The organism is Enterococcus bulliens, assembly GCF_053761865.1.
On record NZ_JBSMXK010000009.1, the window covers coordinates 56596 to 72954 of the forward strand.

Below are 16359 nucleotides of genomic sequence, written 5' to 3' on the forward strand. Positions count from 1 at the left end.
CATTTCTCCTTTTGTTTTAATGATCGATCAAAGAATTATTCTTTGATTTTAAATGTTCGTGGTGCGACAAAATATATGATGACTAAACCGATCACGACATAGGCGATACTGATGAAAGAAATCGCGATCACATAAAAAAAACCTGGAAATGTAACCCGTGTATTGATATAAGAAAAGAAATAAAAAAGCCATGTTACGACTCGATATGTCGGGCTTTGCACTGTCATATCGGCTGTAAAAGGTTGTAATAGATAATAAACAAATAACTCATGAAAAGAAAACAATAGCCCTAACGCACTTAGTAATAAGAGTAACACGCCAAAAAATGACCAACTTAGATAAAAATCATTAAGAACCTGGAGTAGGAAAAACAATAAAAAGATTCCTACAATAATTATGCTATTGTATTTCATGATTTGTCGAAACCGATAATTGAATCCCTCTAAGATAGTATGACTCTCCCGATAAAATGGATAGTATAGCATCGAAACATCACAATTTACAAATACCATTTGAACGATCTGTTTACCAAAAGATAAACCATACATCACAAAAAATAAGATTGGCAGCAAACGCAATGCATCTTTTTCACTTAAATAATACTGAATATTGGCTATACGCAATCCCACTAAACTGATAGCGATCACTACAAAAACGACAATCAGATAGCGAATTTTCCTAAGAAAAACATGTTGATAGCGACTAAATAATAAAGCATTCAGATAATGCGTTCCCGTCAGTTTTTCGACACGTTGATCATGATTGACATGCAATTGTTTTTGCATATTCAACCCTTTACTAATGTATTCATTATTTTCTAGTTTAGCATCCGCTAAGCCATCATAAAATACGACAGATTGCGCAATCACTTTTTGAATAAATAAGGGTTGCTTAGGATAATACCAAGCGCGATAAAAACCCACACTAGCAAGGATCAACCAAACTAGTAAACACCAACTACTCGTAAATAATTTTGTTAGTAGCCAAATTTGATCAAATTTATAGATTGTGCTGAGTAGTCCCAAAAACAACACTGTTACACCTAAGCCGATAAAGCGTCTAGTCACTATATTTTCATAATGCATATATAAACTACGACAAAAAACAAATAAAGCGAGTTGACAAGCTAAGTAAGAAAATAAGATAAAAAAGACAATCGTACTCTTTTGCAAAATCAAACCGCACAGCAATGCAGCTCCCAAATAATACATCGTATGCTTAAACATGTTTGCAAATTCTTGGCCTAAAATAAAATGATTGCGTGACAAGGCGAACTCTGTGTAAAAATCCATTGCTTTTTTGGAGATCGTCACTGAAAAATGATTGAAGAAGCCCCCAAAAATCACGATTGTAAAGAGCCAAAGAAAAATTCCCTTTTGAATCGTAGTTTGGTCGATTCTAGAAAACATCATCGCAAAATTTCCCCCTTCAAAGAAGGTTTGCAAAACCAATTGTAATAAAATAGCCAATCCCATAATAAGAATCTTTTTTAAAAAGGAAAAAACCACTTCCCAAATTATGAGCACGATCCCTATGAATCGTTTTAATTCGTATGTACGATAGACTTTTTCATCGAACATTTTATTCAAAACTGGAATTTTCCCTAAAAAGTACCAGAAACCATTGATTCTTTTAATCAATGTATAATGAAAAAATTGCCAATCTTGTTTAAAAAAATTAGCGAAGTTCCTCATCTATTGACTCCTCCTCTTCGGTCAACAGTGCCACTACTTCGGCTTCAAAATTTTTATCGTGGATATGTTCTGTTGCAATGCTTTGAAGTTTTCCATGATGCAATAAGACGACTTCATCACATAAATCTTGTGCTAACTGTAAAATATGCGTGGAAAAAATGACTACAGATTCGACCTTCAGTTTAAGGATCATTTCTTTCATTTCGTGAGCCGCAACGACATCAAAAGACGTTAACGGTTCATCTAATAACAATACTGGTGGCTGAGTCATCAATGAAACTAGCATTTGCACTTTATTTTTCATCCCATGAGAAAAATCTTTTAACAGACGATGATGGTCTTCTTTTAAAATTCCCACCATAAATAAATAGTCCTCTGGCCGTTTCAGATCAGTTATTTTTTCTCTATGAATATCGATAAAAAAACGAATGAATTCATATGCTGTCATAAAGGCAGGTAAATGCGGCATCGTGTAGACAAATCCGATTTCGGTATTGTCATAATCGAGATTTATTTGACTTCCATCTTGTATATAAATTCGTCCACTATCTAATCCTAAATTTCGTGAAATACAATTAAATAAAGTGGTTTTTCCTGCACCATTGCGCCCTAACAATCCATAGATCTTACCTTTTTCAAAACGAAAACTCGCATTATCAAAAATGATTTTTTCTTCAAATTTTTTTGTAATCTCATCCACTACTAGTTCCATTTTTTTCACCTCTTATATTTAGTTTACTAAAAGATGAGCCAATTGAATAGAATGAGCAAAAAAAATGAATGGCATTTCGCCATTCATTTTTTAGTTCAGCATGTTATGTTTTGTTAAATAATCATGTGCGACTGTAGCGGGATCTTTTTGTTCAACATTGACTTGATAGTTCATATCACTCATTTCTTCAGCAGTGATCTTCCCAACTAATGGTTGCAATAACTCTTTTAACTCGGGATACTTTTCTAGTGTTTCAGCTTTCATCAGTGGCGCTCCTTGGTAAGGCGGGAAAAGCTGTTTATCATCTTCTAATACCACAAGATCGTATTGTTTCAACTCACTATCTGTTGAGTAGGCATCCACGACATTGACATCACCGTTATTGATCGCTTGATAACGTAATGAAGGTTCCAATGATTTAACTTCAAAATTCAAACCGTATAATGATTGCAATCCTTTATACCCATCCTCGCGATCGATAAATTCTAACGTAAAACCAGCTTTTAATTGGCTTTCTACTTTTTTAAGATCACTGATCGTTTTCAAATCATTGGCTTTAGCAAAATCACGTTTGACAGCAAGCGCATACGTATTTTCATATTCCATCGGTTCTAGATAATCCATATCGTCTTGTTTCTTGATTTCGTCTCTAGCGTATTCGTAGACGACTTTAGGATCATTAGACGTATTTTTGTTATCTTTGATAAAGGTTTCCAATACTGTTCCCGTAAATTCTGGATAGATGTCGATCTCGTCAGATTTTAACGCATTGAATAAAAAGGTCGTTTTTCCAAAGTTAGGTTTTAGATTCACATTGATATCACTATTTTCTTCGATCAGTTCTTTATACATATTGATCAAAATATCCGGTTCGGCTCCTAATTTTCCAGCTACAGTAATCTGTTTTTGTTCATGGCTTTGGTGTGTGAGGAAAAAAGAACCAAATAATAAGGCCACTAATACGAGTAAACCGATGATCGTTCGCATTGGTGTAGCTTTTTCTAATAACTTGATCCCAAAATTGAATACTACTGCTAATACAGCTGAAGAAATCGCGCCGATCAAAATCAAATAAATATTATTGCGGTCGATTCCTAGTAAAATAAACGTTCCCAATCCACCAGCACCAATCAGTGCGGCTAGTGTTGCCGTTCCGATAATCAAAACTGTTGCCGTTCGAATCCCTGAGATAATATAAGGCAAGGCTAATTGTAGTTCGAACTTAACTAATTTCTCCTTCTTATTCATCCCAAATGCTTCAGCAGCTTCTTGTAGCGATGGATCAATTTCAGTCAATCCTGTATACGTATTTTGGATGATTGGAAAAAGCGCATAGATGACCAAAGCTACGATTGCCGGTGGACTACCGATTCCAATCAGTGGGATCAATAATCCCAGTAACGCTAAAGAAGGGATCGTTTGAAAGATGCCGGTAATTTGTAACACGATTTCAGCGATTTTTTTATACTTCGTCAACAAAATCGCTAATGGGATCGCAATCAAAATCGCAATACATAAGGATACTAATGATAATTGGATGTGTTCGAGTAAGGCTTTTGTAAAGTCTTCCTTACGCGCTAAAAAAGTTTCAACTAATTGTGTCATCTCACAACTCCTCCTGTTCTAATACCAGACTTAGCTGTGACAATAACAATGCATTATCTAAGTAACCTAGTGTTTGACCATTTTGTATGATTTCAAGTTGATCGACTTTATTTAGCACTTTGATCGCTTGCGCTAAGTTTTCTGTAAACTCGAACGATGCTGTTGTTTGATTGGTAACAGTCGGATACAAATGATCAGCATCAATCCATTCACTAAGTGCTCGATGCATGATATCCGTCTGTTCATTTTTGAAGAATTGTGCCACAAATGCATCTGCTGGCTGTTTGCGAATCTGCTCAGGTGTATCTAGTTGAACGATCTTTCCATCTCTCATCACACAGATCCGTTCACCTAAAAGCAAAGCTTCATTCATATCGTGTGTCACAAAAACGATCGTACTATTTAACTCTTGATGAAGCTCCTTGATCAACTCTTGTAATTGATTTCGAGAAATTGGATCAAGCGCACTAAACGGTTCATCCATTAAGATCACATCAGGTTGAGCCGCGATTGCACGTAAAATACCGATTCGTTGTTGCTCACCGCCGGACAGTTCAGATGGTTTGCGTTGTAGGTATTCTTCTGGGGCTAGATTGACTTTACGCAATAATTCTGTTGCCCGTTTCCTTCGCTCTTCTTTTTTCCAATGTTTCATTTCCGAAATTAATTCGATATTTTCTGCCACCGTCAAATTCGGAAATAAAGCAATTTGCTGCAAAACATAGCCGATCGATAAACGTAGCTCTTTTAAATCATAGTCAGTAAGTTGCTTCCCATGTAATGAAATCGTACCTTCTGTTGGATCGATCAAACGATTGATCATTTTTAACGTTGTCGTTTTCCCACTACCACTTGGACCAACTAATACAAAAAATTCCCCTTTTTTTATTTTTGCATCAAATTGATTCAGTACTGTTTTTTCTTGATAACGTTTTGAAACCTGTTGAAATTCAATCACCCAGTTCACCTCCTCATACATTTATAATTAAAAGTATACCGGATAACACTGCCCTCTTCTAAGAATTTGACCTCAAACCAAACATTTCTATCGTTATATAAAAAAGAATATTCAGTAATTCACTTTTATCCGTCTATTGATTCTACCCTTATAGTTGCCAAAGGACTGTTTTGTTCTCTATACTAAGAGAAAAGAAAGAAAAGGGGGATCTGATGAAATTTATTACACCTTTAGCCAAAACTGATAATTTCTGGATCAATATCGACACAGAAGATCCTCGTGAGTTGACGGAATTGAATGAAAAGTATCATATCGACCAAGAAATGATCGATTACGCACTTGATGAAAACGAACGCGCCCATTTTGAATACAATCGTAAAGATGGAACGTTTTTGTTGATCTATGTTGTCCCAAAAGAATTTCAAGAAGATAACCATTATGAAACGACACCGATCACTTTTTTGATCAAAGATAACGTATTGTTTACGATGATGAACGAAGATACTCGCTACCTGTTCCCAAGGATCGAGCGCGTGTTATATGATGATCAAAACATTTCGCTATACAAAGCCTTATTTAATGTCTTGTTTATGCTGACCGACCAATTTTTCCCATTGATCGAAGGAATCGAACGTAAACGTAAAGTCGTTAATCAACGCTTACGTCAAAAAGCCAGCAAAAAAAATCTACTGGAACTTTCCGATTTAGAGATCGGGAATACGTATCTATTTTCCGCTGCTAAACAAGATGCTGTGGTATTGGAACAGTTGCGTGTTCACTTTATGTACAATAAATTCAATGAGATCGAGCGTGAAGAATTAGAAGATACGATCATCGAAGCTAGACAGCTAGTTGAAATGGCAAGTCTGTCGTCTCAAGTCTTAAATCAATTGTCTGGAACGTACAATAATATTTTGAATAACTCCTTAAATGATGTTATGCGTGTATTAACAGTTTTATCCGTTTTGCTTACGATCCCAACGATCATTACTGGCTTTTTTGGGATGAATGTCCCATTGCCGTTAGAACATAACGTGATGGGCTGGCTGATCATTGTGGCATTAAGTACCGTCTTATTGGTCGTTTTATTATTTGCTCTACGTAAATTTATGAAAAACTAGAAAAAGATCTCTCAATCGTAGCTTGTTTGCTACTTTTGAGAGATCTTTTTAGTTCGATTTAGGGGCGATTGCCACCACCCATTGGTCCGCCACCCATCATTTCAGCTTCTGGAATCCCATCTTGTTCTTCACCATTTGTTATGATCGTACCGCCATTGTACGTTGCAGTGCCATCATAATCAAAGGTAGAATTCCCTGTAATCGTAATCGTGCCGCCATTGACTGTGATATCACCATTGGAATCGATACCGTCTGTATCTCCGTCGGCCATCGTAATGTCGATCGTACCATCATTGATCGTAATCAACGGATTTGAAAATGTTGAAGCTGCAGCATTGATTCCGTCATCGGAAGCTTGGATCTTGATATCGCCACCATTAATCGTCAGTAACGTCGCTTCTAATCCTTCCACACTCGACTGGATATCGATCGTACCATTGTCGATCACTAATTTTTCTTCACCGTGGATCGCATCATCGCCACTATTGATCGTAAACGTTCCATTTTCGATATACACAAAGCCTTTTGTCTGATCCGTATCATTTGTCGACTTGATTCCATCACCTTTTGCATCGATTGTAAAGGTTCCATTTTGAATATAGACAGAATCTTTACCACGGATACCATCGTCTTCACTTGTTACGGTATACGTTCCAGAGGTAAATTTCAAATCGTCTTTAGAAACGATCCCATCAGCGAAATTCGCCGTTACTGTCAGTTCACCGTCACCTGTAAAAATTAAATCATCTTTTGAGTAGATTGCGCCATCAATCGTTTCATCCTCACGTGTCGCAGCGTCTTCTATCGTATTTTTTGTTCCATCCGCTAATTCGATCACTGTATTTTCAGCTTGTTCGACATAAATCGCAGCCCCTGTTGAGCTTTTGATCGTCGCATCTTTTAGAATCAACCGCACATTCCCTTCAGTATTGATATGTACGCCAGCTGTTGAGCTTCCAGTTAAGATGTACGTTCCTGCCTCTGTGATCTCGAGTGTGTCATCACTTAGTGTCACTTCTTTAGTTGCTAGACTATCCCAATCGATATCTTCTTCACCATTATCTAGATCGATATCATCAATTGTCGTTTCACTATCACTCGTGCTACTTGAACTACTTGTATTTATTGTCGTACTTGATGTACTTGTTTGAGTCGTTTCACTATCTGCATTTGAATTCATTTGACTAAATACCACAGCTCCAGCAACCACGATCAGTGCAATGGCTGCATAAATCAATTTTTTAAATTTTTTCATATTCGCTTCCTCCTAGAATGTAAGTTATCTTTGCTATACTAGGAGTTTAAAAGATGAACCTTAAAACAAACTAAAATCCTGAAAGAAAATGTGTTACTTTTTTATTTCTTGATTGTTTTGATCTAAATCTGCGAGCATGACGTTTGGTCCGATGATCGTTTTGATCGGCATTCCCATTGGATCTTGACCTTCAAAAAGGCGTTCAGAAGGGATATCTGATTTGACGCGAGTTGGTTTTTCTAAACCTTCGATCTCCCAAGTAAATGGTGCAAACTGATTGTTTTTATCCACCCAATCACGTCGTTTAGATAATTGATAACTCCCAAATGCAACCAATAAGACGATGGCTAATAAGACTAAAATTGTCACCACATATGTCGTTCCTGACCCGACTTCTTTTTTTACTTGAGCTGGTGGATATAAGGCAATGCGATCCCAAAGAAGCTTGCTGCTAAACCAATTCCTGCGACTAGGTAAGCATCCACATTGTCAAAAGGAATCTTAAAGGTTCTTGGACGATTTGGTTGGGTTGCTCGTAGACGTAAAAATGAAACAAACATCAATACATAATAAAGTAAATATAAGATCGTAACAGTCTGTGTGATCATTACAAAAAATCCTTCAACGTTTGGTAATAACTTCACTACAAAGGCAATTGCTGTCACACAACCAGCTTGTAGATAAAGCATTTTAGAAGGCATTCCGTGTTTATTGCTACTTTGAAGCCCTTTAGGTAAAAAGCCACTACGACCTGCTTGTCCAAGCATAAATGATGGACCCGCTAAGTTTGCGATCCACATCGCTAGCGTGGCAAAAAAACCAACATAAACAAAAACCAAATACAACCAAGGCGCGCCGATCGTGGCCCCAAGATCATGATATAAACTAAATAATGCATAAATAATATTAATATTTTTTTCAGGTATAACCATTGCAATGATCTATGTTCCCACAACAAATACTAAAAAAAAAATCAATCCTGCAATCAACATCGCAATTGGAAACGACCGCTTAGGATTTTTTAATTGTTTGATATGTGCAGCGTTCATATCGATACCTGCATAGGAAAAGAAAACGCCAGCTGCTAATGCCAAAGTCCCCATCCCATTCCATTTAGGGATCAAACCACTTGCTTCAAATTTGATTTCTGGTGTATGACCTTGTGCTAGCCACACGATCGTCAAGACAGTGATCGTCGTAAGTTGAATCAGCGTTCCAATCGTCACCCCATATTTAGAAATACCAGCAAAAGCTTTGGCTCCTTTAGTCGCTAAAAATGTCGTCAACCAGTACCGAACAATAGTGTAAGATAAAAAAATGATCCACCATTTACGCTAGCGTAAACAGTGGATCTAGTTGATTATGTATGCTCAGAAGCTCCAGAAATAGCATCGAATGAACCTTCATTTTGATTTCCGTTTTGGGTCCCATTCTGATTCGAACGATTTTGATTTCCATTTTGATTTGATCGTCCTTGATTATTTGTACTTCCATCAAAACCACCTATAGTTGAATTGTTTTGATTTGAACGTCCGACTTGCTCTTGATTGAATCGGTTTGCAGAAAAATCAGCTCCATGATGTGTTATTCCAAAGGTTAAAGCCCAAACATCACGATCATCCCAAGTAAAAATGTACCGAATGAAACAAATAACGTCTGTTTAGTGACTCGTTGTACGGTCTCTTCGACTTTTTTTCGCGCTCGTCTGGTTTTACTAACTTCTGGTTCTGACTCACTTGTTGCTACTTTTAATTCTTCTGAGATTTGTTCATTGTTTTCCATCATTATCCATCTCTTTTTGTGAAATTTATACGTTTATTTCAACAAAATCACATGAATTTTACCTTACTTTTTTCGGAAAACGAGTGAATTTTTTGAGATTTTTTATCAGGATTTTTCTTGAAATTAGACCATTGTCTGAACGGCTTGCACGATCGTTGCAACATCGAGTGCATCTTGAATAGTATGTACGATCAATTTCGCATAAACCGGTTCGGGTAAAAATTGACTAAGTTGGACATATTGTTCATAGACTAGTTGCTTCATATCCTGAAACGTTTGATTGGTAATAAGCTGATTCATCAATACATGGATATTCATCATGACCCCTCCATTAGTAGTTGTTAAGTAGATTATAGCGAATCATCCTTAAGCCAACCTAAAAAACACGCAAACTAAATCTGCGTGTTTTCATGTGGATCGATTGCTTGAAATTTAGTGACCAAGTTCAGCAATGCGTGATCAAGAAACGTTGCCGTCAATTCATCTCGGGTAATATTTTGTATCGGCGTGACATGTAGATCGATCAACTGAGTCGCTACCCATTTTTCGTCGATTTTCTCGATCGTGATTTGCGGATGCACGATACTCCCGCCACAAGGATCCGTTACAAGATAAGCCAGTTCTTTTTTTCGACCCGTTTTGGTCCGTATCCGATAGTAACCATCTTTATACCATACTTTTTTTGCACCGATTCGTTTTTCTAATGCGTCGATCTGTTCTAGACCCACTTTCATCACCTCTTGTTTTAAACTATCTAAGCGCACTATAGCACCAATCACGTATTTTGAACAAGTTAAACCAGTTCGATTTTTAGCATGATTCCATTTGGATCAATCAAAGAAAGCCGACCCTTGTAATCTTTTTGGTAAGGAACATTCGTTTTTTGTAGATGGTCTTCTAAATTTTGCATCTCTTTTTTTGTTGGTAAAACAAAGATAAAATAATGTAAGCCTAAATCATTTTCTTGCATCGCTGGGACATGTTTTCCCATCCAAATATTTGATCCTAAATGATGGTGATAAGGACCTGCTGCAAAAAATTTTGCTTGAGTCCCAAAGTTGCTTTTAAGTGTCAAACCTAATTGATCCGTATAAAATGCTTCTGTCTGTTCTAAATCGGCAACTTTCAAATGAACGTGCCCCACGATCGTCTCCTCGTCAAAACCGGACCATTCTTTCGTTGCTGCATCAAGTACACCCTGAGCATCCATTTCGATCGTAATCCCATGGATCTCTCCATTTTCTTTAATATCCCATACTTCTTTTGGCTTATCGTGATAGACCTCAATGCCATTTCCTTCTGGATCAGTTAAATAGAGCGCTTCGCTGTAGCCATGATCGCTCGCACCATCAATCGGAGCTTTGATGGTCAAATAGTGCTGTAACGCCTCACCTAAAGCTGCGCGACTCGGCACTAAAAAAGCGACGTGGAATAACCCTGTTCGTTTCGTTAAGGGTAACGGGTCTACGATTTGTTCCAAACGTAATAGCGTTTTGTTAGTTTTCGTTCCCAAATCAACAGAAGTAGCTGTTTCTTCTAAAACGGTTAACCCAATCACCTGTTGATAAAATTTTGTCATACTCTCGAGATTTGCTACTTTTAATACGACCATTCCGATCCGTGCATGTTCAGATAATTGAAATGATGTTCGATCCATCTATTTTCCTTCTTTCTATAATTACGCTTTGTAAGTAAAGTATATACAACTTATAAAAAGTAAGCAAATAAACGCTCTCCAAACAAAAAAGAGTGTGACAGAAATCTATCATACTCCTTTAAACATAAGAATAAATCGTGTTACAAAAGTAACTTCTTCTATCACAACTACTTTATTGCTTGTTTAAATCTTCGCGGTAACAAATCCCTAATCCTTTTAAGAAATTACGTGTATATTTATCCCCACAAGGTTTAAAATTACGATGTCCTTCTTTGCGTAAAATCGCACCCATCTCACCTTTTGATGGATACACCCCAACTTCTGCTAGAATTTCTAGCATATTGTCGCTAGTTAAAGCTAAAGCAATTTTAACTTTTTTCAGTAAAATATTGTTCATATGACGCAACTCACTATTTGGTGCTGGTGGTAGCGTTTTTCCATCTTTAGGCGCACCACGTTTTAGTGTGATAAAGCCATTTAAAAACGCATCTAACGTTTTATTATTGATCGATTTCACATAAACATTTTTCCCAAATTCTTCTTGCTCTTCTTCGCTTGGTTTTGGAACTTTTGTCAACATTTCTCGCACTTCTTCTTTCGAAAAACTCAAACCACCAAGTTCAAATGCTTTTACGATGTCGGTATCTTTAATATCCAAAGCATAGCGCAAACGAAGTAGTAAATCATTGTTATTCATTAAAATCCTCCAATATACTGTTCTACGCCTTACTATACCATAATCTAAAATGAAGCACTAAAAAAATCCCATCTAAACTGGCCATTTTCTACGCGGAGCTTTATCTAGATAAGGTTGTGGTGTTGGATATGAAATCAATTCGATCGTTGATCCCCAAGGTGTTTTGCAATAACAAAAAACGTTACCATCACCTTTTTCGATGCCGCTTAGCGCGATTGGATCGGCATTTCGTTTGCCTCCTACTCGTTCCAAATCAGCCACAGCTTGCTCGATATCGTCAACATAAAAAGCCACATGTTGCCAACCAAAGTCTGCTGGTGTCACGGCTTCTTTTTGCGCAGCCCCGGTAAATTCAAATAATTCGATCTGCGGTCCATTCGGCAATCCGATCATCCGAATCGCTCGTTCTGCCATATTTTCTGAAATTCCTAATCGTTTCGTCGTAGCGTGACTCGTTCTTAAAGGCTCATTCTTTGTATATGTGTCATATAAAACTTCGGCTGCAAATGCCCCAACAAAAAATTGTGTTGCTTTTTCAATATTCGGGACCGTTAATCCAATATGATCGATGCCATGAACATTATGTTGCACGTTTACCACTCCTTTTATACTCTTCATCTTATGAAAATAAACAATCCAAAGCGAATAAAACGCTTAAACCTCTCCTAGCTAAATCGTAAATTTTCTCGGCCATACTATACAAAGCGATTAAATAGATAACTATTTAATCGCTTATATGGCTATATACAACTCTATTCTATAGAAACTAATTAAAACTAGCCAATAACTATCGACTTGATTTACTACTTACTTTATTTTATTCCCATTTTTTACACTTTCTACAATTCCTAAAACAAAAAATAATACACAAAAAAGCAAATTAGAAAAATTTTCAACTCGGAAATAATTACCTAAAAATAGTAAAGCTGCAAGAAACCAAACATATTTAGTATAGCGTGATGTTTGTTTTTTATTCATGAGTTTCCTCCTAACTAACAATGAATTTCAAGATATAAATTTTACTATATTAATTTGTATATTTTAAATCAAAAAACTTCAGTCAATGACCCTGCGCAGATTTTTTAATCTATCGTGTACTATAATTACTAGTATATGTATCGCCAACTTTAACAAAGACCACTGTATTTTTTGAAGTCTTTTATTCGAATTTTCTTCTATATAAAAGAAGTACCATGCTAGAATTTCAGTGTCAAACAATTACAATAAATAACAAAAAATATATCGAAAACATTTCAAAAGAAAGCGTTGACATTTTAAAATGAATGCGTTATCATAAAGTCAACCAAAAGGATAGTGATTATTCAGTTAAGCTAGAACTAAACAAACGAAACTCCATCCGAGTTTATTTGTTTAGGTCTTTTTTGTGTCATTTTATCCTGATAGATAACACGAAAGGAGTAACAGATCGTTCCTTGGATAGGAGTAGTTCAATGGGTTAGCCATCTTTAAATAAAAATGAATTTGGAGGTTTCAAACATGGGAAAGTATGAAGAGTTAGCAAAAAATATTGTCAAAGAAGTCGGCGGTAAAGAAAATGTCAATTCCTTAACAAACTGTATTACTCGCCTACGTTTCAAGTTAAAAGATGAAAGCAAAGCCAATACTGAAGTATTAAAAAACATGGATGGTGTCGTTACAGTCATGCAAGCAGGCGGCCAATACCAAGTCGTTATTGGAAACCATGTACCGGATGTACGTAAAGATGTCGATGCTGTACTTGGAACTTTAGAACCAACGACAGATAGCGGTCCAAAAGGAAATCTATTTGACCAATTCGTAGATATGATTTCTTCGATTTTCCAACCGATCTTAGCACCATTATCTGCAGCCGGTATGTTAAAAGGGGTTGCAGCCATCACGGTTTTCTTAATGGGTGCTGATTTTAAATTAACCTCAACTTATGCAATTTTAAACGCTATGGGCGATGGCCTATTTATGTTCTTGCCATTCTTTATTGGATATACTGCAATGAAAAAATTCGGTTGATCACCTTTCGTTGGAATGATGATCGCTGCAAGTTTGATTTATCCAGGATTCTTAGACGGTTCAGCTACTGCTACATTTGCAGATACTGGTGGTTTAACCTGCTGGTGGAATCCCATTCTCGATTCCACCAGCAGGTTACGGTTCAACTGTAATGCCGATCATCGCTTCTACTGCCTTTGCCGCGATTTTAGAAAAGCAATTGCGTAAAGTGATTCCAGACGTAGTAAAATTATTCTTGGTACCATTTATTGTCGCTATTATTACAATTCCTTTAACATTCTTAGCAATTGGTCCAGTGATGAATATTGCATCTGACGGTTTAGGAAATGCGTTAATCGCGATCCAAGATTTCAGCCCAATCCTTTATGGTGTGGTTTTAGGTTTTGGCTGGCAAGTACTCGTAATGTTTGGTTTACATTGGGCGATCGTACCGTTTGCCATCATCGCCTTATCTAGTGGTACTCCTACCGCATTGCTCGTTCCTTCAGGTAGTGTAAGTTTTGCCCAAACTGGTGCTGTTTTAGCTATCATGATCAAAACACAAAATGCGAAATTACGCGAATTATCTATTCCAGCGTTTATCTCAGGTCTATTCGGTGTAACTGAGCCTGCGATTTACGGAATTACGTTACCGAAAAAACGTCCTTTCTGGGCTTCATGTATCGTTGGTGGTGTGACTGGTGGTATTGCAATGGGTCTAGGTATCCAAGCGTATCAAATGGGTGGTTTAGGAATCTTCCGTTACACATCTAACATTTCTCCAGATGGTGATATTAAATATGCAATCTACTCAATTATTTTAGATATCGCAGCTCTTGCGGCTGGTTTTGCTTTAGCATATGTAATCGGCTTTAAAGATGACGCGCCAACTATCGCTTTATCTAAAGAAGAAGCAAAAGCTATGGCAACTGGTAAAACAATCAATAACACAAATGCTCCTGTTGTTGCAAAAGAAGAAATCATCGTTCCTGTTGAAGGTACTGTATTACCATTAAGCGAAGCAAAAGATGCTGTATTTGCTGAAGGATTATTAGGTTCAGGTGTAGTCATCGACCCTACCGATGGCGATGTGTTTGCTCCATTTGATGGAAATGTAATGACGATCTTCCCAACAAATCATGCAATCGGTTTGATTTCAGATAATGGTGTGGAAGTCTTGATCCACATTGGTTTAGATACGGTTCAAATGGAAGGTAAAGGATTTACTGCATTTGTTAAACAAGGTGACACAGTGAAAAAAGGACAAAAATTGATCCACTTTGATATTGAAGAAATCGAAAAAGCTGGTTACTGTACACAAGTTCCAATTATCGTAACCAATACCCCAGACTTTGCTGATATCATCCCAACATCAAATAAAACAGCAAAACATAATGAAGTATTAATGACAACAATCAGAAAATAATGATCAAAAAGGAGACTATCATGAGCTTTCCAAAAAATTTCTTATGGGGCGGCGCGACTGCTGCCAACCAATGTGAAGGTGCTTGGGATGTCGATGGTAAAGGTCCTTCGATCAGCGATCATAGCCGTGCGGGAAGTCGCACGGCTTCTGGTCGTCGTATCTTTGACCTAGAAATCGATACAGAGCATTACTATTATCCAAGTCACACGGCAATCGACTTTTACCATCACTACAAAGAAGATATCGCCTTATTTGCTGAAATGGGCTACAAAACGTATCGGATGTCCGTTAACTGGACGAGAATCTTTCCAAATGGCGATGAAGAAACACCGAATGAAGCTGGCTTAAAATTTTATGACGACGTCTTTGACGAGTGCTTAAAATATGGAATCGAACCCTTAGTGACGATCTCACATTTTGAGCTTCCCTTCCATTTAGGTAAAACATACGATGGCTTTTTAGATAAACACGTGATCGATTTTTATGAACGTTATGCCACGACTTTATTCACTCGCTACAAAGATAAAGTCAAATATTGGCTAACCTTTAATGAGATCAACTTTGGCACACTTCCCCATGGCCTTAGAATCAATGGTTTATTTAATCGTGAGTATACACCTACTGAGCAGTATCAAGCATTGCATAACGTCTTTTTAGCTTCAGCTAAAGCTGTGATCGCAGGTCATAAGGTCAATCCTGATTTTAAGATAGGCTGTATGTTAGCCTATATCACGATGTATCCAAAAACATGCAAACCCGCTGATGTGTTAAAAACACAACAAATGAATGATAAATTAAACTTTTTCTGTGGCGATGTCCAGGTCAAAGGAAAATACCCTTACTATATGAAGCAATATTTTAAAGACAATGGAATCGATTTTGAGATCACACCAGAAGATAAAACTTTATTAAAAGCTGGAACGGTCGACTACTATACTTTTAGTTACTATATGAGTACGTGTATCGCAGCGGATTTAGATGATCGTGAAGATAAGACAGGTGGCAATCTGTTTGGTGGTGTTGCCAATGAATATCTTGAAATCAGTGATTGGGGTTGGCAGATCGATCCAATCGGCTTACGCTTTACCTTAAACCAACTGTATTCTCGTTATGAAGTCCCATTGATGGTCGTCGAAAATGGCTTAGGTGCATTTGATGAATTAAATGCTGATCACACGATCGATGATGATTATCGTATCGATTACTTTAGACAACACATTATCGAGATGCAAAAAGCTCTTGATGATGGCGTAGACTTGATCGGCTATACACCTTGGGGCTGTATCGATTTGATCAGTGCTGGAACAGGTGAAATGAGCAAACGTTACGGTTTTATCTATGTCGATCGTGATGATGAAGGAAATGGCTCGCTTGCTCGTTATCCGAAAAAATCATTTTATTGGTACAAACAAGTCATTGAAAGTAATGGCGATACGCTATAATATAAACCTCCAAATCCTTCTAAT

Annotated in this window: 16 protein-coding genes and 2 pseudogenes; 3 read left to right on the forward strand and 15 right to left on the reverse strand. The window is 37.1% G+C overall.

The window, feature by feature from the left end:
- Positions 1-35 precede the first annotated feature (35 nt).
- The 4 genes from ACWOEC_RS06250 to ACWOEC_RS06265 all read right to left on the reverse strand — a co-directional run bounded on the left by ACWOEC_RS06250 (position 36) and on the right by ACWOEC_RS06265 (position 4969).
- Positions 36-1694: a hypothetical protein gene (locus ACWOEC_RS06250; protein ID WP_455306703.1), complete on the reverse strand. Its 1659-nt coding sequence runs from the start codon at positions 1692-1694 to the stop codon at positions 36-38.
- Positions 1678-2406, reverse strand: coding sequence for an ABC transporter ATP-binding protein (locus ACWOEC_RS06255; RefSeq protein WP_455306705.1), 729 nt, complete (start codon positions 2404-2406; stop codon positions 1678-1680). The genes ACWOEC_RS06250 and ACWOEC_RS06255 overlap by 17 nt, the downstream gene beginning before the upstream one ends.
- A gap of 90 nt (positions 2407-2496) precedes the next feature.
- Complete coding sequence (locus ACWOEC_RS06260) at positions 2497-4011, reverse strand: ABC transporter permease/substrate-binding protein (RefSeq protein WP_455306706.1); 1515 nt, start codon at positions 4009-4011, stop codon at positions 2497-2499.
- 1 nt (position 4012) lies between these two features.
- Positions 4013-4969 (reverse strand): ABC transporter ATP-binding protein, encoded by a 957-nt coding sequence (locus ACWOEC_RS06265; RefSeq protein WP_455306707.1) that lies wholly within the window; start codon positions 4967-4969, stop codon positions 4013-4015.
- A 212-nt stretch (positions 4970-5181) separates the two neighbouring features.
- Between ACWOEC_RS06265 and ACWOEC_RS06270 the strand changes: the two genes are divergently transcribed.
- On the forward strand, positions 5182-6090 hold the full coding sequence (locus tag ACWOEC_RS06270; protein ID WP_455306709.1) for a magnesium transporter CorA family protein: 909 nt from the start codon (positions 5182-5184) through the stop codon (positions 6088-6090).
- 58 nt (positions 6091-6148) lie between these two features.
- Here ACWOEC_RS06270 and ACWOEC_RS06275 read toward each other — a convergent pair whose 3' ends face one another.
- From ACWOEC_RS06275 to ACWOEC_RS06325, 11 genes and pseudogenes are all read right to left on the reverse strand, one after another.
- A complete protein-coding gene (locus ACWOEC_RS06275; RefSeq protein ID WP_455306710.1) occupies positions 6149-7345 on the reverse strand; it encodes a carbohydrate-binding domain-containing protein in 1197 nt (398 codons plus the stop codon).
- Positions 7346-7438: 93 nt separating this feature from the next.
- Positions 7439-7714 carry a hypothetical protein gene (locus ACWOEC_RS06280; RefSeq protein ID WP_455306711.1) on the reverse strand — a complete coding sequence of 92 codons (276 nt, stop codon included), beginning with the start codon at positions 7712-7714 and terminating at the stop codon, positions 7439-7441.
- A gap of 32 nt (positions 7715-7746) precedes the next feature.
- Positions 7747-8667 (reverse strand): annotated as a pseudogene (locus tag ACWOEC_RS06285) (APC family permease).
- A gap of 7 nt (positions 8668-8674) precedes the next feature.
- Positions 8675-8839, reverse strand: coding sequence for a hypothetical protein (locus ACWOEC_RS06290; protein WP_455306712.1), 165 nt, complete (start codon positions 8837-8839; stop codon positions 8675-8677).
- A 102-nt stretch (positions 8840-8941) separates the two neighbouring features.
- A complete protein-coding gene (locus ACWOEC_RS06295) occupies positions 8942-9127 on the reverse strand; it encodes a hypothetical protein (protein WP_455306713.1) in 186 nt (61 codons plus the stop codon).
- 123 nt (positions 9128-9250) lie between these two features.
- On the reverse strand, positions 9251-9445 hold the full coding sequence (locus tag ACWOEC_RS06300; RefSeq protein WP_455306714.1) for a hypothetical protein: 195 nt from the start codon (positions 9443-9445) through the stop codon (positions 9251-9253).
- A 74-nt stretch (positions 9446-9519) separates the two neighbouring features.
- A complete protein-coding gene (locus tag ACWOEC_RS06305) occupies positions 9520-9861 on the reverse strand; it encodes a hypothetical protein (RefSeq protein ID WP_455306716.1) in 342 nt (113 codons plus the stop codon).
- Between the two features lie 59 nt (positions 9862-9920).
- The gene (locus ACWOEC_RS06310) at positions 9921-10784 is read right to left on the reverse strand and encodes a VOC family protein (protein ID WP_455306718.1); all 864 of its coding nucleotides are present in this window, start codon (positions 10782-10784) and stop codon (positions 9921-9923) included.
- A gap of 172 nt (positions 10785-10956) precedes the next feature.
- Positions 10957-11481 (reverse strand): DUF1456 family protein, encoded by a 525-nt coding sequence (locus ACWOEC_RS06315; protein ID WP_455306719.1) that lies wholly within the window; start codon positions 11479-11481, stop codon positions 10957-10959.
- Between the two features lie 72 nt (positions 11482-11553).
- The gene (locus ACWOEC_RS06320; RefSeq protein WP_455306721.1) at positions 11554-12072 is read right to left on the reverse strand and encodes a VOC family protein; all 519 of its coding nucleotides are present in this window, start codon (positions 12070-12072) and stop codon (positions 11554-11556) included.
- A 216-nt stretch (positions 12073-12288) separates the two neighbouring features.
- Positions 12289-12459, reverse strand: a complete 171-nt coding sequence (locus ACWOEC_RS06325) for a hypothetical protein (RefSeq protein ID WP_455306722.1) — start codon at positions 12457-12459, stop codon at positions 12289-12291.
- A 519-nt stretch (positions 12460-12978) separates the two neighbouring features.
- Between ACWOEC_RS06325 and ACWOEC_RS06330 the strand changes: the two are divergent.
- Both ACWOEC_RS06330 and ACWOEC_RS06335 read left to right on the forward strand, forming a co-directional pair.
- Positions 12979-14893, forward strand: a pseudogene (locus ACWOEC_RS06330) (beta-glucoside-specific PTS transporter subunit IIABC).
- Between the two features lie 20 nt (positions 14894-14913).
- The gene (locus ACWOEC_RS06335; RefSeq protein ID WP_455306723.1) at positions 14914-16335 is read left to right on the forward strand and encodes a glycoside hydrolase family 1 protein; all 1422 of its coding nucleotides are present in this window, start codon (positions 14914-14916) and stop codon (positions 16333-16335) included.
- Positions 16336-16359 lie beyond the last annotated feature (24 nt).